The sequence below is a fragment of the Lactococcus petauri genome (assembly GCF_023499275.1).
Lineage (GTDB): Bacteria > Bacillota > Bacilli > Lactobacillales > Streptococcaceae > Lactococcus > Lactococcus petauri.
Genome location: NZ_CP094882.1, coordinates 1,007,335 through 1,032,272 on the forward strand (window position 1 = coordinate 1,007,335; position 24,938 = coordinate 1,032,272).

The 24,938-nt window shown below is 37.8% G+C and carries 24 protein-coding genes; 20 read left to right on the forward strand and 4 right to left on the reverse strand.

The window, feature by feature from the left end:
* Positions 1-71 precede the first annotated feature (71 nt).
* Together lgb_RS04980 and lgb_RS04985 are read left to right on the forward strand one after the other, a co-directional pair.
* Positions 72-587, forward strand: coding sequence for a hypothetical protein (locus lgb_RS04980; protein ID WP_019293345.1), 516 nt, complete (start codon positions 72-74; stop codon positions 585-587).
* A 95-nt stretch (positions 588-682) separates the two neighbouring features.
* Positions 683-1,381, forward strand: coding sequence for a TIGR00266 family protein (locus lgb_RS04985; RefSeq protein ID WP_019292312.1), 699 nt, complete (start codon positions 683-685; stop codon positions 1,379-1,381).
* 35 nt (positions 1,382-1,416) lie between these two features.
* Here lgb_RS04985 and lgb_RS04990 read toward each other — a convergent pair whose 3' ends face one another.
* The 3 genes from lgb_RS04990 to lgb_RS05000 all read right to left on the reverse strand — a co-directional run bounded on the left by lgb_RS04990 (position 1,417) and on the right by lgb_RS05000 (position 4,602).
* Positions 1,417-2,973, reverse strand: a complete 1,557-nt coding sequence (locus lgb_RS04990) for an Nramp family divalent metal transporter (protein WP_019293896.1) — start codon at positions 2,971-2,973, stop codon at positions 1,417-1,419.
* A gap of 71 nt (positions 2,974-3,044) precedes the next feature.
* Positions 3,045-3,740, reverse strand: a complete 696-nt coding sequence (locus lgb_RS04995; RefSeq protein ID WP_019293897.1) for a metal-dependent transcriptional regulator — start codon at positions 3,738-3,740, stop codon at positions 3,045-3,047.
* Between the two features lie 148 nt (positions 3,741-3,888).
* Complete coding sequence (locus lgb_RS05000; RefSeq protein ID WP_019293898.1) at positions 3,889-4,602, reverse strand: GntR family transcriptional regulator; 714 nt, start codon at positions 4,600-4,602, stop codon at positions 3,889-3,891.
* 177 nt (positions 4,603-4,779) lie between these two features.
* Between lgb_RS05000 and lgb_RS05005 the strand changes: the two genes are divergently transcribed.
* The 9 genes from lgb_RS05005 (at position 4,780) to lgb_RS05045 (ending at position 15,127) form a co-directional block, all read left to right on the forward strand.
* Positions 4,780-6,120 (forward strand): PTS sugar transporter subunit IIC, encoded by a 1,341-nt coding sequence (locus lgb_RS05005; protein WP_019293899.1) that lies wholly within the window; start codon positions 4,780-4,782, stop codon positions 6,118-6,120.
* A 30-nt stretch (positions 6,121-6,150) separates the two neighbouring features.
* Positions 6,151-8,775 (forward strand): glycoside hydrolase family 38 N-terminal domain-containing protein, encoded by a 2,625-nt coding sequence (locus lgb_RS05010; protein ID WP_019293900.1) that lies wholly within the window; start codon positions 6,151-6,153, stop codon positions 8,773-8,775.
* Positions 8,753-10,072, forward strand: coding sequence for a glycoside hydrolase family 125 protein (locus tag lgb_RS05015; protein WP_019293901.1), 1,320 nt, complete (start codon positions 8,753-8,755; stop codon positions 10,070-10,072). The genes lgb_RS05010 and lgb_RS05015 overlap by 23 nt, the downstream gene beginning before the upstream one ends.
* Positions 10,073-10,107: 35 nt before the next feature.
* A complete protein-coding gene (locus lgb_RS05020; RefSeq protein ID WP_019293902.1) occupies positions 10,108-11,280 on the forward strand; it encodes an EndoS/ChiA family endoglycosidase in 1,173 nt (390 codons plus the stop codon).
* A gap of 121 nt (positions 11,281-11,401) precedes the next feature.
* Positions 11,402-12,835 carry a glycoside hydrolase family 1 protein gene (locus tag lgb_RS05025; protein ID WP_019293903.1) on the forward strand — a complete coding sequence of 478 codons (1,434 nt, stop codon included), beginning with the start codon at positions 11,402-11,404 and terminating at the stop codon, positions 12,833-12,835.
* Entirely contained in the window at positions 12,835-13,707 is an 873-nt protein-coding gene (locus lgb_RS05030) for an ROK family protein (protein WP_019293904.1), read from the forward strand. The genes lgb_RS05025 and lgb_RS05030 overlap by 1 nt, the downstream gene beginning before the upstream one ends.
* 107 nt (positions 13,708-13,814) lie before the next feature.
* Positions 13,815-14,111, forward strand: a complete 297-nt coding sequence (locus tag lgb_RS05035) for a rhodanese-like domain-containing protein (RefSeq protein WP_019293905.1) — start codon at positions 13,815-13,817, stop codon at positions 14,109-14,111.
* On the forward strand, positions 14,111-14,434 hold the full coding sequence (locus tag lgb_RS05040; protein ID WP_019293906.1) for a rhodanese-like domain-containing protein: 324 nt from the start codon (positions 14,111-14,113) through the stop codon (positions 14,432-14,434). The genes lgb_RS05035 and lgb_RS05040 overlap by 1 nt, the downstream gene beginning before the upstream one ends.
* A gap of 66 nt (positions 14,435-14,500) precedes the next feature.
* Positions 14,501-15,127: a hypothetical protein gene (locus lgb_RS05045; RefSeq protein ID WP_019292300.1), complete on the forward strand. Its 627-nt coding sequence runs from the start codon at positions 14,501-14,503 to the stop codon at positions 15,125-15,127.
* 130 nt (positions 15,128-15,257) lie between these two features.
* Here the strand turns inward: lgb_RS05045 and lgb_RS05050 are convergent, their stop codons facing one another.
* Positions 15,258-16,616 (reverse strand): MFS transporter, encoded by a 1,359-nt coding sequence (locus lgb_RS05050; RefSeq protein WP_019293907.1) that lies wholly within the window; start codon positions 16,614-16,616, stop codon positions 15,258-15,260.
* A 352-nt stretch (positions 16,617-16,968) separates the two neighbouring features.
* On the opposite strand from lgb_RS05050, the gene spx reads away from it, so the two are divergent.
* The 9 genes from spx (at position 16,969) to rbsD (ending at position 24,925) form a co-directional block, all read left to right on the forward strand.
* On the forward strand, positions 16,969-17,364 hold the full coding sequence (gene spx, locus lgb_RS05055) for a transcriptional regulator Spx (protein ID WP_019292298.1): 396 nt from the start codon (positions 16,969-16,971) through the stop codon (positions 17,362-17,364).
* Between the two features lie 44 nt (positions 17,365-17,408).
* Positions 17,409-18,506, forward strand: a complete 1,098-nt coding sequence (locus lgb_RS05060; protein ID WP_019293908.1) for a lactate oxidase — start codon at positions 17,409-17,411, stop codon at positions 18,504-18,506.
* A gap of 200 nt (positions 18,507-18,706) precedes the next feature.
* Complete coding sequence (gene spxB, locus lgb_RS05065) at positions 18,707-20,500, forward strand: pyruvate oxidase (protein WP_019293909.1); 1,794 nt, start codon at positions 18,707-18,709, stop codon at positions 20,498-20,500.
* Positions 20,501-20,518: 18 nt separating this feature from the next.
* The gene (locus lgb_RS05070; RefSeq protein ID WP_019293910.1) at positions 20,519-20,779 is read left to right on the forward strand and encodes a (4Fe-4S)-binding protein; all 261 of its coding nucleotides are present in this window, start codon (positions 20,519-20,521) and stop codon (positions 20,777-20,779) included.
* Between the two features lie 21 nt (positions 20,780-20,800).
* On the forward strand, positions 20,801-21,073 hold the full coding sequence (locus tag lgb_RS05075; protein ID WP_019293911.1) for a GNAT family N-acetyltransferase: 273 nt from the start codon (positions 20,801-20,803) through the stop codon (positions 21,071-21,073).
* Positions 21,074-21,150: 77 nt separating this feature from the next.
* A complete protein-coding gene (locus lgb_RS05080) occupies positions 21,151-22,473 on the forward strand; it encodes a dihydrolipoyl dehydrogenase family protein (protein ID WP_019293912.1) in 1,323 nt (440 codons plus the stop codon).
* Positions 22,474-22,624: 151 nt separating this feature from the next.
* A complete protein-coding gene (locus lgb_RS05085; protein WP_019293913.1) occupies positions 22,625-23,608 on the forward strand; it encodes a LacI family DNA-binding transcriptional regulator in 984 nt (327 codons plus the stop codon).
* A gap of 1 nt (position 23,609) precedes the next feature.
* Positions 23,610-24,518, forward strand: coding sequence for a ribokinase (gene rbsK / locus lgb_RS05090; protein WP_019293914.1), 909 nt, complete (start codon positions 23,610-23,612; stop codon positions 24,516-24,518).
* 11 nt (positions 24,519-24,529) lie between these two features.
* The gene (gene rbsD, locus lgb_RS05095; RefSeq protein WP_019292291.1) at positions 24,530-24,925 is read left to right on the forward strand and encodes a D-ribose pyranase; all 396 of its coding nucleotides are present in this window, start codon (positions 24,530-24,532) and stop codon (positions 24,923-24,925) included.
* Positions 24,926-24,938: the final 13 nt, after the last annotated feature.

A 24,938-nucleotide genomic window follows, 5' to 3' on the forward strand; every position in this document is an offset into this window, starting at 1 on the left:
ATAATAATTAAATTTAAAATGTCTTTGTGACAGACGGCCGTTTATAAGTTGCTCACAGATAAGGGGAGATTATGGTTTCAAGAAGATCAAAAAGAAATAAAAAAGGAATTTTGAGAAGATTAATTGGTTTTCTTGTTGGGCTTATTATCGTGCTTGCGCTTTTTGTGGGAGGTCTTGTTTTGCTTGGGCGTTATGCAATTGCCAATAATACGGATAATCTTCTGTCGAAAGTTATTCCCTATTCAGAAAGTTTGACTGATGCTTCAGGAAATATTGCTCCAGCCAGTCCAGAAGCGATTGTCTCAACACTGAATCAAAATGCCAGCAATATTGTGAGTCGTTCGCAAGGTTTTATTGATTCAGCCCAAGCCACAACAGATGGACAGACAGTAAAATATACAGTAAGTTCCTCTAAAATGAACGGCTTCCTATCTCACAGCATCTTAGCAACAAATGGTGATCAGATAGAAAAAGTTGCCGATAAAGTTTTAGAATCAATGAAAGCTTCTGGGGTAAATCATCCTCAACTTGTTGTGAATCTTACCGATGATCAAGGCAAAACAATTCAAACTATTGATTATAGATAAAGAGAGTAAAAAGTTTCTTGACCTGAGCAAGAGGCTTTTTACTCTCTTTAATTTTATGTTATAATTAGAAAAAATGAGAAAGTAGGCCCAAATTTATGGAATATCAATTGAGCTCAACATCAGCTTTTCCACTTGTACATGTTACCCTGCAAGATAAGGAAGAAATTCAGATTGAGTCAGGAGCAATGGTTTACCACAACCCTTCAGTTACGCTTGAAGGTAAGATGAATAGCAATGGGAGAGGTGGTATTGGTGGCGCCTTGAAAGCTCTTGGGCGCTCAATAACAAGTGGTGAAAGTTTCTTTATCACTAAAGTCAAATCAAGCAGTGCTAATGGTCAAATCACTTTGGCGCCAGCTACTCCGGGTGCTGTGAAAGAACTTAATATTGGTCAAGAACAATGGCGTTTGAATACAGGGGCCTTCCTTGCAAGTGATGGGGATGTTCACTATACGATGGAACGACAAAAACTAAGTGGAGCTCTTCTTGGTGGAACTGGTGGTCTGTATGTTATGGAAACACAAGGAAGTGGCCGTATGTTAGTTAATGGCTATGGTGATATTGTCGAAATTGAATTAGATGGTACAGAAGAATATATCGTGGACAATCATCACGTCCTTGCATGGAGCAAAACGCTTGATTATTCAATCGAAGTCGCTTCTGGAACTTTTGGTTTTAAAACTGGTGAAGGGCTTGTCAACAAATTTAAAGGTCGTGGTAAAATCATGATTCAAAGCCGTAATATGGAGGCTTTTGCTGAGTCAATCATCCCTTTCTTACCAAGTAATGGTTAAATAAAAAAAAGCTATCGGTGATAGCTTTTTTTTATTTATGAATCTGATAGTTTTTGATTAAGCAGTGAGAGTTTTCTATTGCCTCGGTAAAGTTCAAATATAGTCCAAATGAGTAAAGCAATTACTAAAACAATAAGTAGAATTGCGGTTCCATCTGCAAGATAGGCAAGATTCTTAGGAAATAGACTTTCAATTTGGTCTGGTAGACCAATAAGATTAAGGTAAGTCAACGCAATGACAGAGAACCAACCAAAGAGTTGAACAATCCAATTGTTTTTAAATTTACCCATTTCATTTTTACTATTTGTAAGCATTAGAAGAGGAATAATGGAGAAGGGCAGTGCAAATGCAAGAAAGACTTGCGAATTATTCATGAGATTGTTAATGGCTTCATGCTGTGCTTTTAGACTGTAGCCACGTGTCATCGTAACACAAATCAAGACAGGAACGACAGATAGTAAGCGCGTGATTAGACGACGCGCCCACATTGGCATCCGCATATGGATAAATCCTTCCATTATGATTTGTCCTGTTAAAGTCCCCGTGATTGTCGAATTTTGCCCAGAAGCCAGTAAAGCTACGGCAAATAAGGTAGATAAAGCACCTGTCTTAGCAACATCCGCAAGTACACCATTACTTAATAAATCTGGTGTCGAAAGGGCATCGTAAAGGCCAAAAAATGAAGGGTCGTCAATGACACCTGTCTTAAATACAGCAACACCCATAATGAGCAATAGCGAATTAACAACAAAAGCTAAACTCAATTGGATATTAGAATCCCAAGTTGAAAAACGAACAGCTCGAGCGATATCTTTATCGTCATCATGGTCAATTTTACGACTTTGTGAAATTGAAGAATGGAGATAGAGATTATGTGGCATTACAGTTGCCCCAATGATACCAAGAGCTCCTGTTAAAGGTGTCATTCCTGCAATAGAAGGGGAAGTAGCAAAGGTCCGTGTATTTGGAATAAAACCTTCAACAATTCCTTTCCAATCGGGATTAGACAAAGCAACTTGATAGGTGAAAATAAATAAAATCACTAATATTAGACACACAACAAGAGCTTCAATCTTTCTAAAACCTACTTTTGTGAGGAGCAAGAGTAAAAAGACATCAAAAACCGTAATGAAGACCGCTAGAATAAGGGGAATATCGAAAAGTAAATACAGTGCGATTGCTGCACCAATAACTTCTGCAATGTCTGTTGCCATAATCGCAAGCTCTGTAAGTATCCATAGGATGATTCCTAAAGTTTTGCTGGTACGTGCACGGATAGCTTGGGCGAGGTCCATCTGGCTAACAATCCCAAGTTTTGCTGACATGTACTGAAGGAGCATAGCAATTAGGCTTGACATCAAAATGACAGAGATCAATAAATATTGAAAATTTTGTCCACCTGTGATTGAGGTTGACCAGTTTCCCGGATCCATGTAACCCACAGCCACTAAAGCTCCAGGTCCTGAATATGCAAGAAGTGTCCTAAAAAACTTACCATCTTTTGGAACTTTTACTGTGCCGTTAATCTCTTGGAGAGACTTTCCGTTTGTATGATAAATCAACTTATGTGGTTGATTTTTAAAATCATTCATTTTTACCTTCTCTAAGTTGAACTATATTCAACATTGTTTTTTAATATTACTGTTAATATAAGAGAAAATGTCTAGGTGTTTTCGTTTTCTAAAGCAGAAGCAACGGTTCCAGTTCTTTGCATTAGTAAGATTTTTTCTTGTAAAAATTGAGGAATAACCGAAACTTGGCCATTGTCCTCTTTTAGAATAATTGATCCATCCTGAAGCCGCTCAATAATCTGAATAAAGTGCGGGATGTTAATGTTTAACTTTTCAAAGAAGGCTTGTGCTTCCTCGTTTAAAGTCGTGATATAGTAACTTTTGTTTTCCTCAGCTTGCTTTAGCGGAATTTCTACTTTATTTTTTTTCCAAAACACTTCTGAAGGAATGGTTGAACCATGTGGATCAACAGCAGGATAATCTAATAAAGCATAGAGGTATTCCACAAGCTTTGGCGAAGAGGCGTGTTCTAAATTTTCAGCTTCATCATGAACTTCCTCTGTAGAATAGCCAAGTTTGTCCACTAAGAAACTTTCCCAAACACGATGGCTTTTAATAATAAAGCGAGCCTGAACCTTGCCTTGCTCTGATAAATTTACACCACGATATGGTGCATAGTCTACAAGTTGTTTTTTTGCTAATCTTTTAATCATTTCAGTTGCACTAGGCGCAGCAACAGATAATTTTTTTGCAATAAGTTGTATACTGACAGCTGAATCATCTCCCGCACGTTCCAAGGTATAAATAGCCTTAAGATAATCCTGCTCATTTTTTGTTAGTTTTAACACCTGAGTTTCTCCTTATATTATAACAAGAACATTATAGCACGTCCTTATTTATTTTTCAATAATATAAGGGCGGCCTAATGAGGGCATTGTTTACAAATGAAGATTAAAAAGCCACAAACATTTTTAAATTTGTGGCTTTTTAATCGCTTTAGTTCTTTTTGAGATGAATATCAAGTGCAAATTTGGTTTGGTTACTGATAAAGTAGGATTTAGAAAATTCAAAAGCATGTCCTTTTTGGTCGTAAGCAGTTTGCTCAATAACGAGGACGGGCGAATGACGTTCAATCTGCAAATTTTTGCTCACTTCCTCATCGGCTTGATCGGCGTAAATGACACGTTTAGCATCTACTAACTGTAGTTTTGCTTCCTGTCCCAGATAGTCATAGACAGAGCCTTCTAAGATTTCTTCGGTGATGGGAGCGATATAACTTGGCATGACAACATGTTCAAAACTATAAGCTTTGCCATTCAAAATACGAAGACGTTTAAATTCGTAAACCGGATCTGTTTTATTCAATAGAAGATGCTTTTGCTCTTCTGTAGAAGGTAAACGCGCATCAAAAAAGAGTATTTTACTTTTAATCTCTTGATCACGATGCGAATAAGTTACACCAATTGGTAAATCTAAAGGTAGAAGCTCTGTGGTTTCTTCCACTCTGGGACGAATATAAGTTCCGGAGCCTTGTTTACTAAAGATTAAGCCTTCGTTTTCTAATAAAGTGAGAGATTTTTTTAAAGTAATGCGTGACACATTATACTTTTCAGCAAAGAATTCTTGTGTAGGGAGAAGCGTTCCCGCTCGATAATGGTTGGTCAGGATGTCTCGTTTGATGTCAGCGTAGATTTCACGGTATTTGTACAATTTGTATACCTCGCTTTTTATGATTTGTATATATATTATATAACATTTTCTATGATTTGTCTACATTAATTTTATATTCATCTTTACAAATTTTAAAAAATTGTATATAATAAAAAACGGAAGCGGTTTCTTTTTGATGGAAGTGGCTTCTAAAAAAAGAAAAAGGAAGTGCGTATTATGAAAATTGATGTGCAGAAGTTTCAAGAACCATTACTAAAAGTATCTGCTTGGGTGGAGCGGAATACGATTTTACAGGCCATTAAAAATGCCTTTGTAAGGACAATACCGTTCACGGTTGTAGGTTCCTTCTCTAATCTGATCAAAATGCAGCTTGATGCCCTTATTAAAAACCAAGATATTCATAATGCTTTATTGACGAATATCAGTAATCTGTTTGGTTATATCGGAAATGCGACCTTAGGTATTGTTGCGCTTATTGTGGTCTTTTCTTCAGCATATTCTTATGCTTTCGAGCTCAAAAGAAATGAAAAAAACAGCCAACTTAATCCAATCATTGCAACTTTGCTAGCCTTTGCAGCATATTTCGTGATGGTACCCAATAACGTTAATTATTTGGATCCGAAAGCGGATATTGTTGAAGGTTTTTCAACCTCATTTTTCAGCTATGAAGGGATGTTTACAGCCCTCATCGTTGGTTTAATTGCCGTGGCTTTATTTGCACGATTTACACGAAGTAAATTTACAATCAAAATGCCCGGCAATGTGCCACAAAATGTATTTGATTCTTTCTTCTCATTAATTCCGATTAGTGGTGTACTGTTAATCTTTGGCGCAATTCGGATTGCCCTACAATCATTGGGTTATGTGTCATTACTACAAATGATTTCTGAAGTACTTATTAAGCCTTTGCTAACAGTAGGTACGGGATTACCTGCCATTCTCATCGTTATTCTACTCCAACAAATCTTATGGTTCCTCGGCCTTCATGGTTTCAATATCGTTTGGGGTGTCGTATCAGCTTTCTGGCTCCCTATTTTCTTAGAAAATGTAGCAAAATTTGCTGAAACACAAAGTTTTGCTGGCATTTCTATTGCGCCAAATACAATGACCAACGTATATGCCATGATTGGTGGTTCAGGTGCGACCTTTGGTTTAATTATCGCGATGCTTATCTTTACGAAGAAAGGCGAAAAAGAACGTGAAGTGGCAAAACTTGCTTTAATACCTGGATGTTTTGGGATAAATGAACCGGTTATCTTCGGCCTTCCTATCGTTCTTAATCCGTTAATGTTTATCCCCTGGGTGCTTGTCCCAATGATTAACGCTGTTATCGCTTATATTGTAACATCTATTGGCTGGGTTGTTCCTCTGGTCGTCCTGAATTCAGGAAATGAACCTATCTTTATCAGTACCTGGGTTTTAGGAGCCTTCCATATTAGTCCGGTTATATTGACCCTTGTTTTGGTTGTCTTAGACATTGTTTTATATGCACCGTTTGTAATTCTTAACCAAAAACAAGAACGTGCTGAACAAGCAGCAATGCTCAGTGCAGAATAGAATTTAAATAAGAAATAGAGGAAAGTACCCATGAAAAAAGTATATACTGTTGCACATACTCACTGGGATTTTGAATGGTATTTTACAAGACAAGAAGCACGTGTGCAATTTATTTTTCACATGGATGAAGTTTTAGAAGCTTTGGAAAGTAATCAGTTGGATTTTTATACTTTAGATGGTCAAATGTCAATTGTCGAAGATTATCTCAGTCTCTTTCCTGAAAGAGAAAAACAGCTGAAAAAATTTGTCCAGGCGGGCAGACTCTTCGTCGGACCTTGGTTCACACAAATTGATGAAATGACAACTTCTGGGGAATCAATAGTGAGAAATCTACGTATTGGTATTCGTGAAGCAGAAGAACTAGGCAGCGCTATGAGAATTGGCTACTTGCCAGATTCTTTCGGACAAAGTCAAGACATGCCGAAAATCTATCATGGCTTTGATATCCAACATGCCCTTTTTTGGCGCGGAATGCCGAATGAAGCGAATACGCGCTACTTTTATTGGTCAAGTAATGATGGTTCAAAAGTACTGACAGCCAATATTAAAAATGGTTACTATGCGGGAGTTGATTTAGTAGAAAAGAATGATTTTTCAGACCTGGTTGAAAGAATATCAACACATACAAATAGCAACGCGCATCTTTTACCGGTGGGAGGGGATCAGCGTGCAGTTGATTTTAATTTAAAAACAAGGATCGATAAGGCAAATCAAGAAATTGAAGAATCAACAGTGTTTATTGAAAGTAACTACCCGCAATTTTTCAAGGCACTCGAAAAAGATGCCCAAGAATTTCTAGATATCAAGGGCGAGTTTATTGAGCCAATAGATTCCAAAATTCACCGTGGTATTTATTCATCACGTTATGACTTAAAACAAGTCTATGATCAACTTGAGCGTCTCCTAACTTATCAGTTAGAACCAATGTCTGTTTTAGCTGCACGTTATGGCATTCCTGTTAAACAAGGTCTAATAGATAGCTTGTGGAAGATAGTAAGCCGCGGTCAAGCACACGACAGTGCTGGTGGTTGTAATAGTGATAAAACTAACCGCGATATCTATATGCGTGGGATAAATGGCCTACAGGAAGCTCAGTCTTGTATGGACTACTTGCTCAGAAAATTAAGTATTTCACTAAATAGGAATCAAGAAGACAGTCTTTTCATGTGGAATCCTCTTCCTTTTGAGCTTAAAGTGATAAAGAAAGTCAAACTTTCTACACAAAATAAACATTTTTCACTCACTGACGACAGGGGAGAGAAGGTAGCTTTTGAGATTATTGAGCAAGTAATGGAAAATGCAGCACTGCTTCGCAGAAATCCTGAGGAAATGCTTGATGAATCTTACTATGTTAGTACAATAGCAGTAGAATGCACTTTACCAGCCATGGGCTATGTGCATTATCATGTTAGTGCCGAGGAAGAAAAGGCTCAAACACTGCTAAAGGCAACAAGGATTGAAAATGATTTTTATCAGATTGAGTTTACCGAGGGAAAGTTCAATCTTTGGCTTAAGAAGAACGGTAAAAAATATTTAGATTTTCTATCTTTTGAAGATGGAGGAGATGAAGGAGATACCTACGATTATTCACCAGCCTTTGCGGATTGGATCTTAAATCTGAACTTTAATAACAGTCAAACTTCTCATGTGGAACAAGGAAAATTACTAAGCCGAATAATTGTAGAAGGCGAATGGAACCTTCCTTATAACCTAGCATCACGGAAAGCACAACAACTTGATGGACAGGTCACATATACATTAACTTTAGAGCTTAATAAGCAGGATAATCGGATTCAGCTTAGACTAAATGTGAATAATCAAGTGCTTGATCATCGTTTACGCCTAGTACTTAAAACAGATGTTCAGTCTGAGTTTTCGACCAGTGATACACCTTTTGGTATTATCAATCGACCGATTGAAGAAAAGCACTTGCAAGATTGGCGAGCAAGAGGATATAAAGAAGAACCCACAAGCATGCGTCCGATGATTCACTTCGCCAATCTTCATGATACGAAGACAAGCTGGAGTTTCTTAAGTAAAGGAACAAAAGATTTCCAAGTTCTTAATAAGGAGCAGCAAGAGCTTGCCATTACCATATTTAGAGGCGTGGGTTACCTAGGAAGACCAGATACACAAAGACGACCAGGAGATGCTTCTGGTTTGCAAACCAGAGAGGTTGAAACACCTGATAGCCAACTTTTAGGGGAAGTTTTCTTTGAAGGAAATATCGTGATAGACACTGATTTTAATGCTGCAGCTCTCCAAAATCAATACCTACTCACTACACAGGAAAATATATATTACCAAACACAGACAATCAATCGTTTTAGCACACCAATAGAATATTTCCCTATAAACAAGAAGAAGCTAGAATTAAAAGAGCAACAGGTAATAGCTTTAGCAAATAGTGAAGTAGCCTTCAGCAGCATGGAAACTTGTATCGATCAAAGAGGAATACAACTACGGCTCTATAATCCCTGTGATACTGCCCAAGATATGCCGGGAATCATCAAACTTCAAGATCCAGCAACAATTAAGCTGTTAAACTTGGAAGGTAAAATTATTGGCAATCTTGAAGATTCTGCCGAAGAGCTCATAATGGAAGAATTTAGACCAGGTGAAATTAGAACTTATGGTATCTTTTTCAAAAAATAGTAGGAGGACAAAGGAGTTGATAAAACAAGAAGAGTTAATCTCCAAGATTCAAAAACATGCAGAGACAATTCGTCTATGGGATGACCGAGCTACATCACTTTTTCAAGATGCCATAGTGGATACTATTTCAAACACCGTTTCAGTACGTGAAAATGGGGAAATATTTGTGGCCACAGGTGATATTCCGGCAATGTGGTTAAGAGATTCTACCTTTCAAATACTCCCATATTTGGAAATGGCGGATTCTATTCCGGAGATAACATCTTTGGTTCACGGTGTGTTGAGGCAACAATTACGCTATATTAATCATGACCCTTATGCCAATGCTTTTAATAAAGAACCAACAGACAATCACTATAGTCAAGATGTCTCTAATGTTCAAATATCGCCTTTAGTCTGGGAAAGAAAATTTGAGATTGACTCCTTGTGTGCACCATTATTCCTGGCTTATCAACTCTACAAGCATACAGGCTATAGCGAACACCTTAAGGAAGATTATTGGGCAACAGTTGAACTTGTTCTCGACACTTTTATTACGGAGCAACATCATGAAAGCTCAGACTATATTTTTAAAAGAACAAATTGCCCGCCATCCGATACACTATCTCATGAAGGACGTGGAGAACCAATTGGTTATACAGGTATGGTCTGGAGCGCCTTTAGACCGAGTGATGATGCGTGTAAGTACGGTTATTTTATTCCAGGGAATTGCTTTATCTTAGTGGTTTTGGGTCAACTTCTAGAGCTGTTTCCGGAGCATCACTCTCCAAGATTAAAAAGAAAAATAAAGAAACTTCAAGAAGAAATAACAGAAGGAATTCAAACTTATGGTCTAGTTACGTCTGAAAAAAATCCTTATTATGCCTATGAGGTTGATGGTTTAGGTAAACAACTCTTTATGGATGATGCAAATGTACCAAGTCTACTTTCCCTGCCTTTCCTCGGCTATTGTGAAGCAGAAGATCCACTTTATACAAAAACGAGAGAAAAATGCTTAAGTGAAGAAAATCCTTATTATTATGTGGGACGATATTTGCATGGCATCGGTAGCCCACATACGCCGCCACGGTATGTATGGCCAATAGCTTTAGCTATGGAAGGATTGACAACAAACGATATAGACAAAATGAAAAAACAGATAGAGACAATCGTTGCCGCAGATGGAGGAACTGGCCAGTGCCATGAGGGGATTGATGTGGACAATCCGAATAATTACACTCGCGAATGGTTCTCTTGGTCAAACATGACCTATTGTCAATTGGTTTTTCGGTACTTAAAGTTTAGTCAAAACAAATAAAATTTTTAAAAATGTTTTCTTAAGGAGGAGGCAAGATGAAAAAAATGAAACGCTATATTTTGGGTTTGCTTACAGTTGGACTTGGTATGCTTATTTTTGGTCCAATCTCTGCGCAGGCACAAGAAGACAGCCAGCAAGCGAAAACTATGGTCTACTACCGTGCATGGCGTGATAAGGAAATGAAAGGTGTCAATACCAGCCTTACAGACGAAAATTGGTTAAGCATGGATGATATTCCTTATGGAATTGATATTGTCAATGTTTTTAGCTATGTCCCTCAAGGTCAAGAAGATGCCGCTGCCCCCTTTTTTGAAAAGCTTAAAAAGTCTTATGTCCCCAACTTACATGCTCGAGGTGTAAAGTTGACTAAGGCAATAGATTATTCAGAGCTTTTAAAAATTCCATATGCAGGCAACTTTCCAACCCCAGAAGAATTTGATGCTTATGCGAATCAATTGTTAGACGAGCATGTACGCCAATACGGACTTGATGGCTTAGATATTGACATGGAAACGTATCCAAGTACTACAGATATTGCTCTGTCAAATGGTGTTATTCGAGCATTATCAAAATATATTGGGCCTCTCGCAAAGAACGGAACCGTATTTGTTTATGATACAAATGGCTCCAATCTCAATCCTTTGAAAGACGTTGCTGACAGTTTTACATATCTTGGTTACCAACAATATGGGTCAGATGACACACGCACAGCCAGAGCAATAAAAGATTATACCGGGGTAACTCCAAAAGAACAATTTATGCCTGGTTTAGCCTTTCCGGAAGAGCAAGACCGTAATAGATGGTACGATGCTAAAGAACCTTACGAAGAAAGTAATATTTACAAAGTAGCAAAATATACAGCAGAAAATAAACTGTATGGCATGTTTCTTTATGCCTTAGACCGTGATGGAAGAACATATAACAATTTTGATCTAAATCATATTGTGCCTTCTAACTTCCTTTGGACGAAAACAGCCATTTTACAGGCCAAAGGCTTTACTCTCCAAGAGACAAAAAATACAGCACTACATCATTGGGAGCGTGTTGGACAAGGAGCAGAGAATTATCAAACCGTTTTAAATAGAATTAATCAAGCTCGGTCAATTTATGAAGTTAATAAAGTCTTGCTTGGATCAAGCGATAACTTTGCCAATGACGGTGTAAGTCCTCAATATGACCCAATGTATGAATTACAACTCATGAAGTAGACTTCCGTTTTTGAATAAAAAATAGATGAGATTCTAGGAAATTTTACTTTTTCTAGGGTCTATTTTTGAAAAAGTATAAATCCTTCTATTTGAGAAGAAGGAAAGTAGAAGGAGCAGAATAATGAAAATAGAATTTCCAAAAGACTTTTGGTGGGGCGCAGCGACAAGTGGTCCACAAACTGAAGGACGTTTCAAGAAAAAACACGACAATGTTTTTGATTATGACTTTGATCATTTTAGTGAACGATTTTGGGGCTCAATTGGTCCAGATACTGCCAGTAATTTTTACAATGATTTCGAAGAAGATATCCGTTTGATGCAGAAAGCTGGACTCAACAGTATTAGAACAAGTATTCAGTGGTCCAGACTTATTGAGGATTTTGAGACTGGGAAGACTAATCCTCAAGCAGTGGCATTTTATAACCGCGTAATCGATACTTTCTTATCTGCCGGAATTCGGCCCATGATGAACTTACATCACTTTGATCTGCCTGTAGAGCTTCTCCATAAATATGGCGGATGGGAAAATAAAAAAGTGGCGCTACTCTTTGCTCAGTTTGCGGAGCAATGTTTCCGCTTATTTGGCGACCGAGTAACGGAGTGGTTTACACATAATGAGCCAATAGTAGTTGTTGAATGTGGCTATCTTTTAGGTTTCCATTATCCCGACCTTAAAGATGGTAAAAAAGCAGTTCAAGTTGCCTATAATCTGCAGTTAGCTTCCAGTTTAGCGATTGAAAGATTTAGAAAAATTAATAAGAATGCCCAAGCTCAGATTGGGATCATTCTCAACTTAACGCCTAATTATGCTAAGGACGAGGAAATACAGAACCTCAGAGCGGCTCACTTTGCTGATTTATGGCAAAACCAACTGTTTTTAGATGCTTCAGTAAAAGGACATTTCCCACAAGAACTCGTTAACATTTTAGAGCGTGATGGTGTATTGTGGGAAAGCACTACTGAAGAGCTTGAGGTGATAAAGCACAATACCGTGGATTTTTTAGGCGTCAATTATTACCACCCAAGTCGAGTCCAAGAGCCAGAGTTTTCAAGTGACAGTTTGGCTCAGGATTGGTTACCTGAAAAATATTATGCATCCTTTAACAAAAGAGGCGTGCGTATGAATGCAGACAGAGGCTGGGAGATTCACCCACAGACGATTTATAAAATAGCAAAAACGATACAAAAGGACTATAATAACATTCCTTGGTTCATCTCCGAAAATGGAATGGGTGTTGAAAATGAAGCGCGTTTTGAGGATACAAGTGGTGTTATCCAAGATGATTATCGTATTCAATTTATGACGGAACATCTTTACTATTTACACCAAGCAATGGTCGAAGGTTCAGCTTGTTTAGGTTATCATACATGGACACCAATAGATTGCTGGAGTTGGCGTAATTCCTATAAAAACCGCTATGGATTAATTTCTCTAGATATTCACAGACAAATCAAGAAACTAAAAAAATCAGCACATTGGTATCGTAAAGTTTCAGAAAGCTCAAGTGTTGACATTGAAGAAGCACTGTTACAAAAACTGAAAGAGGATAAATAATGGCACTGATAACAATTGATGTTGGTGGAAGCAACATTAAATATAGTCTTTTCTCTGAAGGGAAATTAGGAGAAGTCAAGTCGAAACAAACCCCCGATAATCTCGAAGATTATTACAGCTGTCTGAAGGATATTGTGAGTGAAATGAGACAAGAGAGGACAAATATTACTGGTGTTGCGATGAGCTCTCCTGGAGCGGTGAATCAATCAACAGGCTATATTGAAGGATTCAGCGCATTGCTTTATATTCACGGCTTTAATATCCAACACGCGTTAGAAGAAAAGTTAGGCTTAACTTTGACTATTGAAAATGATGCCAATTGTGCTGCTCTTGCCGAAGTTGCTTTTGGAGCAGCCAAGCATCTAAAAAATGTACTTTTTCTAGTACTTGGCACAGGAGTAGGTGGAGCTGTTGTTCTCAATGGAAAAATTCAACACGGGAAACATCTTTTTGGTGGTGAATTTGGTTTTATGTTGATGGATGAAAAACATACTTTTTCGGAACTGGGAACAGCAGTAAACATGGCAAAGCGTTACAATCAACGGCGTAATACAAATGTGACAGGTCAAGAAGTCTTTAGGAGAGCTATGCAAGAAAAGGATATTCTTGCACAAGAGGAGATGGAACGCTTTACATTTAATGTTGCTAAAGGTATTTATAATCTCCAGTATGCTTTTGATCCTGAACTCATTGTCATAGGTGGGGCAGTTTCACAAGCGGAGTGGCTGGTTCCAGAACTTAACAAACAGCTGAACAAAATAATTAAGACTTTAGAAATACCGCCTTTTTTGCCTGAGATTAAGGTTTGCCACTATCGTAATTCAGCCAATCTCATAGGTGCAGCCGTAAATTTTCAACAAAATAAGAGATAAAATAAAAGACATAGAAAACTATGTCTTTTTTAATAGAAGCATTAAATTTGATTATATACCCTATAGGGTATATAATGGTGTTATAAACAAAATAAAGGAAATAGTAAATGCGAACAATTACAATGCAAGAATTAATAGAAGTAATGAAGGACAAAGCTGATATTATTGATGTGCGAGAAGCTTATGAATATGAAGCTGGACATGTACCAACAGCACGTAATCTCCCCATGAGTGAGTTCGAAAACCGTATTGCCGAAGTTAATGTTGGAAGCTATATTATCTGTCAATCGGGTGCTCGCTCAGCACAGGTGACACAATGGCTCGCTGCAAATAATATCGACGCTATTAATGTCTTGGGCGGTACAAATGCTTGGGACGGTTGTTTGGCCAGTAAGGAGAACTGATGTTTGGATTATTTACTAAAATTAAAAGTATAACAACAACAGAGCTTGCTACACATCTGAGAAATAATCAGACAAAAGAAGAAGTTATTGATGTACGAGAACCTTATGAATATAAAAAAGGGCATATTAGAGGAGCTATAAACATCCCTTTAGGGCAAGTTTCTGGTGCATCACTAGTACCCGGCAAAAAGTATTTTGTGATTTGTCAATCAGGGATGAGATCGAAAAAAGCCTCTAAAATACTTTCAAAAATGAACTACAACGTAACAAACGTGACCGGGGGAATGCTGTCATGGCATGGTAAAGTGACACGAAAAGATTAAAAAGCTAAAAGCAGAAAAGTTCAGAGTGATTAACAAGTCTCTCTCTTTTTTTGATATAATACATTTATGACTTATCAAGTAAAAATAATATACCCTAAAGAAGAAGCTCTTGAGAGCAATAAATTAACAGAACGTACATTTAATGAATACATGGATGACTTGGAAGCAGAAGAAGTCATTAAACAGTATGAGCAACTTCTAACTGAAGGTTATTCTATCTCAGTTAACTTTTTCCCGCCACAAGTAGACAAAGAAGGTAGTGAACAAGATCCATTTAAAATTGCGGAGAGTTTTGAACTTGCTGGTATAACTTACAAAGCAACGTTGAAACTCAAAGCTTCAGGAACTTATGAAGATATGGTAAAAATTGCTAAAATGATTGAGCAACAAGGCTATGATTACAGCATCACTGTCAAACTTCAGATTAATGAAAATTCGCCCGTCGATTTTGAGAAAGAAAGTTCATGGTTTGATTCCGAATATGCAAAATATACGGTATTGCCTAAGGCAAGTAGCCAAGACATTTCAGATCTCCGCTCACTTTATGATATCTTATCCGAAGAACACTATAAGGTAAGCATCAATCTTAAAGCTAAAGTCAAAAAAGATGATGACGATAGCTTCGCCAGTCAGTTGGCAGCCTATCCTGCAGAAACTTTAGTCACCTTTAAATTATCGGATGCTACAGTATAATAATTATTTACATAAATAAAAATATGTAAACCGAAATTAAAAAGTGTCTGGGCTTAAGTTTTAATAATGAGTTAGATGGTCTTTAGATTGTTTTACATAAATAAAAAAAGAGCACAGGAATGCTCTTTTTTTATTTTTTCTTATTTTTCAATGCAGAATAACTTGCAAAGAGTCCCAGAATTACTAATACGAAGAACATGAGTAGAATGACTGATGTCCCAAATTGAGTGCCTTCTTTAAATCCTTGAGCGTGTTGAAAGACAGAGAGAATGTTGGCTACCAAAGCAGTTGCAATGGCTCCGATAAATTGTTGTGATGTATTAACCAATGCATTTCCGTCTGAGAGCTCTTCTGATGAAAGTGTGCTTAAACTGCTGGTCATTAAGTTGCTGTAGGAAACACCCAGTCCAAGCATCATAACGATATGTGCAATCAATAATAAAATAAGTGATTGCGTTGGTAGGAAAACAAAAAGTAAAATGATACCAAAGCTTGCAGTTAATAAACCAAAGGTGATTGGCTTCTTCGCACCAACCTGATCCAAGATTTTCCCAGAAATTGGAGCGAGGATTGCTCCGACAAGAGCTCCTGGAAACATAAAGAGTCCAGCCACAGCAGAGCTATATCCCGCAGAAACTTGGATAAAGTTAGGTAAAATAAAGGATAGACCTAAAAGAAGACCTTGATAAACCAGAAGCGTAAAGAGAAGTGCAACAAATTTATGATGACGTAATATAGCTAATTCGATCAGTGTTTCTTTACGATTATAATAAACAAAGAGTAGGGCACTTAAAATACCAACAATAAAGAGAATTACAAAGGTCAGAATTTGCTCGGCGCTCAAGGCAGAAATGAAGACGAAAAACATGACAGAAAGTGCCAAAACTGGTCGAAGTGCCAGTTTTTTTGTCGTTTGTTTTTTCTCTTCTGGAAGTGAAGAAAGACCAATAATTAGGGATACAACGATTAATGGAAGTAAAAAGATGTAAATATAGCGCCAATCCAATGCGTTTGAGATGATACCACCATAAGTTGGCCCAATGGCCGGTGCAATTGATGTTGTCACTGTTCCTAATCCCATCATCATACCACGTTTTTCAAGCGGCGCCTTGGTTAAGATAAGGTGGAACATTAAAGGCAAAGCAATACCGGTTCCGACACCTTGTAAAAGGCGTCCGGCCAGCAAGAAGGTAAAGTTAGGTGAAAAGCAATTAATCAGGACACCAAGGAAGAAAAGAAGATTCCCAGATATAAAGAGCTTACGAGACGAGAAGCGCTGATTAAAGTACGAAGACAAAGGAATAATAATCGCAATTGCTAATAGGTAAATAGTGGTCACCCACTGTATCTTGGAAGTACTTAGCCCAAACTCAGTAATTAATTGAGGGAAGGTCACGTTCATCGCTGTTTCGATTAATACACCTGAAAAAGACAAGAGCCCGGTAGCAATGACAGCACCTAAGAGATGAAATTGTTTGTTTTTATTCATGCAGTTAAATGTCCTCCTAATTTAAACAAAAAGAGGCGAAATTATTATCCTAAAATAATAATTTCGCCTCTGTATAATATCAACATAAATCTATGTTATCTGTACGAAAGTTATAACTTTTCTATTATAACTTCTATGATAAAAAAATGCAACTGTAAATATGAAAGGAAAGCCCAAGAAATCTAATTGAAATGTTCTTGTTATTTAACTATCAAAAATTTAACCTGTATTTATTACTTAATTATTGATATTTTGAGGAAAAGGAGTTATTATATAGTTGTGTTTACAAACGTAAACAATTCGAGCAAGTGAGTTTCACTTCCTACAATAGAAATAAAATGGAGAAGACAAGATGATTAAATTTTACTACACTCCCTCATGTACCAGCTGTCGGAAAGCAAAAGTTTGGTTAGAAAACCACAATCTGGAATACACAGAGCATAACTTATTTGCTGATCCTTTGACAGAAGAGGAGATTGGTGAATTGTTAGCTAAAACAGAAAACGGCACTGAAGATCTCATTTCAACACGTTCACAAGCATTTAAAAATTTAAACGTCAATGTAGAAGATATGACTGTTAAAGAGTGGACAAAATTCATCTCACAACATCCGGAGCTTCTTCGCCGACCACTTTTAGTGAAAGGTCCACAGCTCCAAGCTGGATTTAATGAAGATCAATTGCGCAGTTTCTTTTCGAGAGAATATCGTCAAATTGAGTTACAAGAAACAAAGAGCGCAGTAGCTTAAAGTACAAACTTGAAAAAATAATAGAAAAGAAAGAGGAAATAACCATGGCATATGTTACTAGTAATGATGAACAAAAAGTAGAAATCGTAAATATTGCTTCGCTTGAGAGACGTGTAAAAGATCGTATGGAAGCTCAAGGGAATAAAGGTGCCTTTGGTTATATTCGTGGTGGCGCAGAGGATGAATGGACAATGCGAGAAAACACGGCTTCCTTTAATACTAAAGCAATCTCTCCTCGTGTGTTACGGGGAATTGATTCTGCAGACTTGAGAACCAGCATTTTTGGAATTGATCTTAAAACACCGATTATACAAGCTCCGGTTGCTGCACAAGGTTTAGCTCATATGGAAGGAGAGGTTGATACAGCTAAAGCCATGGAAGAAGTGGGATCACTTTTCTCTATTTCAACTTATGGTTCAACATCTGTGGAAGATGCAGCAGCAGCTGTTAATGGAGCACCGCAATTTTTTCAACTTTATATGAGTAAAGACGACCAATTTAATCAGTTCTTGCTTGAAAAAGCGGTGAAATCTGGAGTTAAAGCCATTATCTTAACTGCTGACTCTACACTAGGTGGATATCGCGAAGAAGATGTGATTAATCATTTCCAATTTCCACTTCCAATGCCAAATTTGGCAGCATTTTCTGAGTCGGATGGCGTAGGAAAAGGTATTTTTGAAATTTATGCGGAAGCAAAACAAGGTCTCGTTCTCTCTGACATTCAAAAAATTAAAAACTGGACAAATCTTCCTGTTATCGTGAAAGGTATTCAAGATCCAGTTGATGCGATGGAGGCTATTGCAGCTGGTGCTGATGGTATTTGGGTATCTAATCACGGAGGTCGCCAGCTTGATGGAGGACCAGCTTCCTTTACCGTCCTTCCAAGAATTGCACAAGTGGTCAATAAACGTGTCCCAATTATTTTTGATAGTGGTGTACGTCGTGGGGAGCATGTCTTCAAAGCTTTAGCTAGTGGTGCAGACCTTGTTGCTATTGGTCGTCCCGTACTTTACGGCTTAAACTTAGGCGGGAAAGAGGGTGTTAAATCAGTGTTTGAACATCTTAATAAAGAATTATCGATTACCATGCAGTTAGCTGGTGCTAAAGATATTGAAGCTATCAAAAACACCGACTTACTTTAAATTTGAGTAAGTTAAATCAAAAAGTGTACCGAAAATCCTCTCTTAAAAAGTTATTTTTCGGGTATCTTTACCTTTTCAGACTATTTCGTAGTATAATTAAGATATATTGAAATGAAAAGGCTTTCGCTAGAGAGCAGCAATTCGTCATCTAATTTTCGGTCACTCATATTTTAAGTTTTTAGAAATGAGAGGAAATAGTAATGGTAGAAACAATAAAAGCTGGTGTTGCAGCAGTTAAAGTTCTTGAAAATTGGGGAGTAAAAGATATTTATGGTCTGCCAGGTGGCTCCATTAATTCTTTGATGGATGCCCTCTTAGAAGAAAAAGAGCGTATTCATTTTGTTCAGGTCCGTCATGAAGAAGTGGGTGCGATGGCTGCAAGTATGCACGCTAAATTTACAGGACATATCGGTGTAGCCTTCGGTTCTGCAGGACCTGGGGGAACACACTTAATGAACGGTTTATATGATGCAAAAGAAGATCATGTTCCTCTGTTGGCAATTATTGGTCAATTTGGCACTACTGGAATGAATATGGATACTTTCCAAGAAATGAATGAAGATCCAATTTATGCTGATGTTTCAGTCTACCATCGTGTGGTCATGACCGCACAATCGCTTCCTCATATTATTGACGAAGCGATTCGTCAAGCCTACAGCAAAAGAGGTGTGGCTGTAGTTCAACTTCCTGTTGATCTGGGTTGGCAAGAAATTGAAAAAGATTCATGGTTTGATGCAAGTCAAGCTTATATCCAACCGGAACTTGCTGAACCCAAACAAGAGGCTATTGAGCAAGCGATGCAAATTTTACAAAATGCTGAACGTCCTGTCATTTTCTCTGGTATCGGGATGCGTGGCGCAGGGACTGAACTTATGGAGCTTTCAAGAAAAATTAAAGCCCCAGTAATGGTTTCCGCACTGGCTATTGATATTATGGATGATGACTTTGAGGCTTTTCTTGGATCGCCTACTCGAGTTTCAAGAAAACCAGCTAATGATGCTATTGCAAACGCAGATACGGTTTTAATGCTGGGCACGAACCAACCTTTTATCGATGTTACGAATATGTTTGAACATGTGAAACACGTGATTCAAGTAGATATCGATCCTGCAAAACTAGGCAAACGACAACGGACAGAACTCAGCATTTTAGCAGATGCTAAAAAAGTTGTGAAAGCCCTCTCTCAGCAAATGAAGGAAAAAGAAGAGACACCTTGGTGGCGTGCTAATGTAAAAAATATCGCCAACTGGAAAAATTATACGCAGACCCTTGAAGAAGATAAAGAAAATCCGTTGAATCTTTATCAGGTCTATCATGCTATTAATAAAGTCGCGAAAAAGGATGCACTTTTTTCCACTGATGTTGGAGATGTTACGATGACATCTGTTCGTCATTTGCATATGGGTAAAGGTCAACTTTGGCGCACTTCTGGTTTATTTGCGACAATGGGTGTTGGGCTTCCCGGTGCGATTGCGGCCAAGTTAGATTTCCCTAATCGTCAAGTGTGGTCACTTTCAGGTGATGGTGCTTTTTCAATGGTTATGCAAGATTTAGCAACTCAAGCTCAAGAAAAGTTACCAATTATTAATGTCGTTTTCTCTAATCAACAGTTTGGTTTTATCAAAGATGAGCAAGAAACGACTAATAAAGGTTATCTTGGGGTGGAATTTACTGGGATTGATTTTGCAAAAGTTGCTGAGGCAATGGGCGTTCATGGCTTTACAGTTAACAAAGTCGAAGAGTTGGACAATATTTTTGCCCAAGCAATGAAGTTGGTTGAATCAGGCTTACCTGTACTTATTGATGCTAAAATTACGGGTGAAAGTCCTATTCCAGTGGAACGTCTGCAGCTTGATCCTAAACAATATCCACAAGAAACTATTGATGCTTTCAAAGAACGTTTCCATGCTGAAAAATTACAACCTTTTGCTGTTTATATGGAGGAAGAAGGTTTAGTTGAGGCAGGAAAGGCGACAGACTTGGGAGGCTTCTAATCACATTAAGGGGGGGAAATGGACAATTCAAAAATTAATAATCAAGCAACAACTGATGAAAACTTGGATCAAGCAGGTTACCGACGTTATCGTGGTAAGGAAATGGATATCTATTATAATGCTCAAATTTGCGAGCATGCAGGAGAATGCGTACGTGGTAATGCAGCTGTCTGGGAAGTGGGGCGCAGACCATGGATTATCCCAGACAATGGAGAAAAATTTGATAATCAAGAGATTATCAATCGTTGTCCATCTGGTGCACTAAAATTTATCAAATAAAAAGAAGAAAAGAGGAAGACTATGAAAACTGTTGAAGAAGACAACAACATTATCTTGTACAATGACAATAATGAACGCATCGGCGAGATGACGTTTATGAGAATGGGCAATAATATTGTTATCACTCATACAGGTGTTGCTATTGAATATCGAGGCCAGGGTCTTGCTCAACTACTTTTAAAGGCAGGAATTGAGAAAGCACGTAAAGAAAATCTCAAACTTCAAGCGACTTGCCCGTATGCGGCAAAGTATTTTAGAATCCACAAAGAAGAATTACAAGACGTTTTAAAATAGGAAAAACAAGTCAAAACATTCGCGTTTTGGCTTTTTTACTATTATGATGGATTTAAGAGAAAGTTGGAGGAGCAGATATGGAAAAATATAACTATATTATTATCGGTGCAGGACCTGGAGGGAATGCACTAGCTTATGCACTCAAAGAGCAGGGAGCATCTGTCCTAATTGCGGAAAAGGATAAATGGGGGGGAACGTGCCCGAACTATGGTTGTGATCCCACAAAGATTATGATGGCACTTGTCGAAGCAAAGTATAAAGCAGAAAATCTCGTATCTGCTGGTTTACACGGTAACCTTAGAATTGATTGGCAAGAAATGCTAGCTCGAAAAAGAGCATACAGTGATGCCATTCCTTCAAGCACTGAACAAGGATTGAAAAGCGCAGGCATTAAGACTGTTTATGGCTCGGCAAGTTTTCAGACCGATGGACATCTAGATGTCGGGGATAAGGCATACTTTGCGGATAACTATATCCTAGCAACTGGTGCACGACCAAGGGTTTTGGATATTCCGGGTAATGAGTTTTTACTGACTTCCAATGACTTCTTAGAGCTAGAGGAACTTCCCAAACGTCTTGTTTTCTTAGGTTCGGGTTATGTCTCACTTGAATTAGCGCAAATCGCTAATGCAGCGGGAGCTGAGGTTTCTGTTCTCACACACGGTGCACTAAAAATTCGAGGTTTCGCGGATGAATTTGCAGCCTCGTATATTAAGCAATTACAAAAGGAAGGCATTTCCTTTATTGATAATTTTTCGCCTGAAAGGCTTGAACAAACTGACTCAGGAATCAAAATCACTAGTGAAGACAATCGCAAAGTCACTGCTGATGGTGTTATCTCAGCAGTCGGGCGTATTCCAAATATTGAAGACCTAAATCTCGACGCTGTCGGTGTAAAAACAACGGCTAAAGGTATTGAAGTTAATGAATTTTTACAAACTAATAATCCAAATATATATGCTATCGGAGATGCTTTAGATAAAAAGCAACCCAAACTAACCCCTGTTTCAGGTTTTGAAGCCAGATACCTTGCACGTTATTTTGCACAGGACGGTGAAATTGAAGGTATCAAATATCCGGCCATTCCTACTGTTATTTTTGGATCTAGCAAACTCGCCCAAATTGGTCAAACCAAAATTCTTGATAAAGAAAATGAGCGAAACATAGATATGACGGATTGGTATACCTATAAACGCATAGCTGATCCTCTTTCAAAAATTAATGTTATTGTAAATGATAAAAATGAAATTCTTGGAGCGACACTTCTCTCGACAGTGGCAGAAGAACTTGTAAATATCTTGAATTTCTGTATTAATCAAGCTATTAATTTGGACAAATTTCAAAATATGATCATGGCCTATCCCACAATTGCTAGTGATTTATTCTATCTTTATGACTAAAAAGCAGAAAGAGCCAAGGTTGAGGCTCTTTTTTTACGTTTTTTAATTAATCTAATAATTTTTAGTTTATGCTTGACATATTTACAGCAAGCGATTACAATAGTTAAGTAATATGTGAGAACGTTTCCACATTATGTCACAAGGAGGTCTATTGGCTACAATCAAACAGGTTGCCTCGAAAGCTGGCGTTTCCGTGTCTACAGTTTCAAGATATATCACACATAACGGATATGTTAGCGCAGAAGCAGAGGTAAAGATTAAAAATGCGATTCAAGACTTGAATTACTCACCAAATATCTCGGCTCAGTCTCTAAAAAGTAAAAAAAGTAACTTGGTCGGTCTTTTATTGCCTGATATCTCTAATCCCTTCTTTCCAATGTTGGCGAAAGGAGTGGAAGAATTTCTTAGAGAAAAAGGCTACCAACTAATTTTAGGGAATGTTAGTGAAGATCGTGAAATCATCAAGTCCTATCTTCAGTTTTTAGTTCAAAGCAATGCTGCTGGTGTCATCACAACGGTTGACTTTAAGGAAGAATTTCCTGAGTTTGATTTACCTGCAGTAACTGTGGATCGTGTAGGTAAGAAAAGTGAATTTGGTGTCTTCTCTGACAACAGCCACGGCGGATTTCTGGCTGCCAAGGCTGTAGTAGAAGCAGGAGCACAGCAGATTGCAGTTGTTCGAGGACCATTGACAACGGATAATACGAATGAACGCTTTAGTTCTAGTATTACCTACTTAAATCAAGCAGCGGTGGACTATCAAGTTTTTCAAAGTATGAGCTATGATTTTTTGGAAATCCAAGCGGAAGCAGAAAAACTTCTCAAAGAACAAAACACTCTTGATACGATTATTCTGCCTTCTGATGTTCATGCGGTTGCATATATGCAGGAGATTCATCGCATAAATAAACGTATTCCTGAAGATATCCAACTGATTGGTTATGATGATATTTTGATGAGCAAATACGTTTATCCCGCTCTTTCAACAATTCATCAACCCGCTTATGAAATGGGGCATGAAGCGGCCCAATTAATTTATAAAATGGCAAACCATCAGCCAATTGACCAAAAACAGATTAAACTTAAAGTTTCTTATGTTGAACGAGACAGTACAAGAAAAATAAAGGAGAACTAAAATGAATAAGATCACAATTATTGGCAGTATCAACCTAGATACAACTTTGAGAGTAAGCAATATGCCGAAACCAGGTGAGACTTTACATGCAAAAGAACATTTTACTGCCGGTGGCGGTAAAGGTGCCAACCAAGCGGTAGCAGCAAAGCGTTCTGGCGCTGATACTTTCTTTATCGGTGCCATTGGTAAAGACGGTGCTGGACAAATGATGCGTGAGCTTTTAGAGTATGAAGATATAGATACTTCAGCTGTCCAACTCTTAGAAAGCCAATCTACAGGTCAAGCCTTTATTACCGTGGATGATTCTGGTGAAAACAGCATTATGATTTTCTCAGGGGCGAATAATGCATTTACATCGGATCACGTTGAAAACTCAAAGCATATTATTGCCAACAGCGATTTTTTGATTGCCCAATTTGAAAGTGCCCTTGACAGTACAGTTACTGCCTTTAAGCTTGCTAAAGAAAATGATGTTAGAACTATTCTTAATCCAGCACCTGCGAGAACGGATATTCCACAAGAGCTCTTAGCTACAACCGATATCATTATTCCCAATGAAACTGAAGCTGAACTCATAACTGGAATAAAAGTAGAAGATGAGCATAGTCTAAAAGCTGCTGCTGATTACTTCCACAATCTTGGTATTGAAGCAGTGATTATCACCTTAGGAAGTAAGGGAGCTTATTATGATATCAAAGATGGCAAGTCTGGTATTATTCCTGCTTTCAAGGTAGCGGCTGTCGATACAACAGCTGCTGGTGATACTTTCATCGGTGCTTTAAGCACTGTTTTAAAAGCTGATTTCAGTAATATTGAGGATGCTATTCTTTATGGCAGTAAAGCTTCATCACTGACTGTACAAAGATACGGCGCACAACCCTCTATCCCTTACAAAAATGAACTGGATTAGGAGTATTTCAAATGAAAAAAACAAAAGTTATAAATTCTGATATTTCACGTGTCATTGCTCAAATGGGTCACTTTGACAAGCTTAGCATTGGTGATGCTGGGATGCCAGTTCCAAGAGGAACAGAAAAAATTGACTTGGCTGTAGATAATGGTATTCCAAGCTTCATGGACGTCTTAAATAACGTTTTAGAAGAACTTGAAGTTCAAAAAATCTATCTTGCTGAAGAGATAAAAGAAAATAACCCAAAAATTTTAACTCAAATTACTGATCGCTTACCTAATACACCTGTCGAATTTATTCCACATAGCGATATGAAGGCAGAGTTAAATAACTGTCATGCCTTTATCCGTACAGGAGAAATGACACCTTACGCAAACATCTTACTAGAAAGCAATGTCGTATTTTAAAGACAAATAGGAG

Coding starts and splice junctions, on each gene's coding strand:
- lgb_RS05005 (WP_019293899.1), top strand. CDS start 4,780: ATGAAAATTGATGTGCAGAAGTTTCAAGAACCATTACTAAAAGTATCT.
- lgb_RS05020 (WP_019293902.1), top strand. CDS start 10,108: ATGAAAAAAATGAAACGCTATATTTTGGGTTTGCTTACAGTTGGACTT.
- spxB (WP_019293909.1), top strand. CDS start 18,707: ATGGTAGAAACAATAAAAGCTGGTGTTGCAGCAGTTAAAGTTCTTGAA.
- lgb_RS05045 (WP_019292300.1), top strand. CDS start 14,501: ATGACTTATCAAGTAAAAATAATATACCCTAAAGAAGAAGCTCTTGAG.
- lgb_RS04980 (WP_019293345.1), top strand. CDS start 72: ATGGTTTCAAGAAGATCAAAAAGAAATAAAAAAGGAATTTTGAGAAGA.
- lgb_RS04990 (WP_019293896.1), bottom strand. CDS start 2,973: ATGAATGATTTTAAAAATCAACCACATAAGTTGATTTATCATACAAAC.
- rbsK (WP_019293914.1), top strand. CDS start 23,610: ATGAATAAGATCACAATTATTGGCAGTATCAACCTAGATACAACTTTG.
- lgb_RS05060 (WP_019293908.1), top strand. CDS start 17,409: ATGGCATATGTTACTAGTAATGATGAACAAAAAGTAGAAATCGTAAAT.
- lgb_RS04985 (WP_019292312.1), top strand. CDS start 683: ATGGAATATCAATTGAGCTCAACATCAGCTTTTCCACTTGTACATGTT.
- lgb_RS05050 (WP_019293907.1), bottom strand. CDS start 16,616: ATGAATAAAAACAAACAATTTCATCTCTTAGGTGCTGTCATTGCTACC.
- lgb_RS05010 (WP_019293900.1), top strand. CDS start 6,151: ATGAAAAAAGTATATACTGTTGCACATACTCACTGGGATTTTGAATGG.
- rbsD (WP_019292291.1), top strand. CDS start 24,530: ATGAAAAAAACAAAAGTTATAAATTCTGATATTTCACGTGTCATTGCT.
- lgb_RS05030 (WP_019293904.1), top strand. CDS start 12,835: ATGGCACTGATAACAATTGATGTTGGTGGAAGCAACATTAAATATAGT.
- lgb_RS05040 (WP_019293906.1), top strand. CDS start 14,111: ATGTTTGGATTATTTACTAAAATTAAAAGTATAACAACAACAGAGCTT.
- lgb_RS05080 (WP_019293912.1), top strand. CDS start 21,151: ATGGAAAAATATAACTATATTATTATCGGTGCAGGACCTGGAGGGAAT.
- lgb_RS05070 (WP_019293910.1), top strand. CDS start 20,519: ATGGACAATTCAAAAATTAATAATCAAGCAACAACTGATGAAAACTTG.
- lgb_RS05075 (WP_019293911.1), top strand. CDS start 20,801: ATGAAAACTGTTGAAGAAGACAACAACATTATCTTGTACAATGACAAT.
- lgb_RS05015 (WP_019293901.1), top strand. CDS start 8,753: ATGGTATCTTTTTCAAAAAATAGTAGGAGGACAAAGGAGTTGATAAAA.
- spx (WP_019292298.1), top strand. CDS start 16,969: ATGATTAAATTTTACTACACTCCCTCATGTACCAGCTGTCGGAAAGCA.
- lgb_RS05025 (WP_019293903.1), top strand. CDS start 11,402: ATGAAAATAGAATTTCCAAAAGACTTTTGGTGGGGCGCAGCGACAAGT.
- lgb_RS05035 (WP_019293905.1), top strand. CDS start 13,815: ATGCGAACAATTACAATGCAAGAATTAATAGAAGTAATGAAGGACAAA.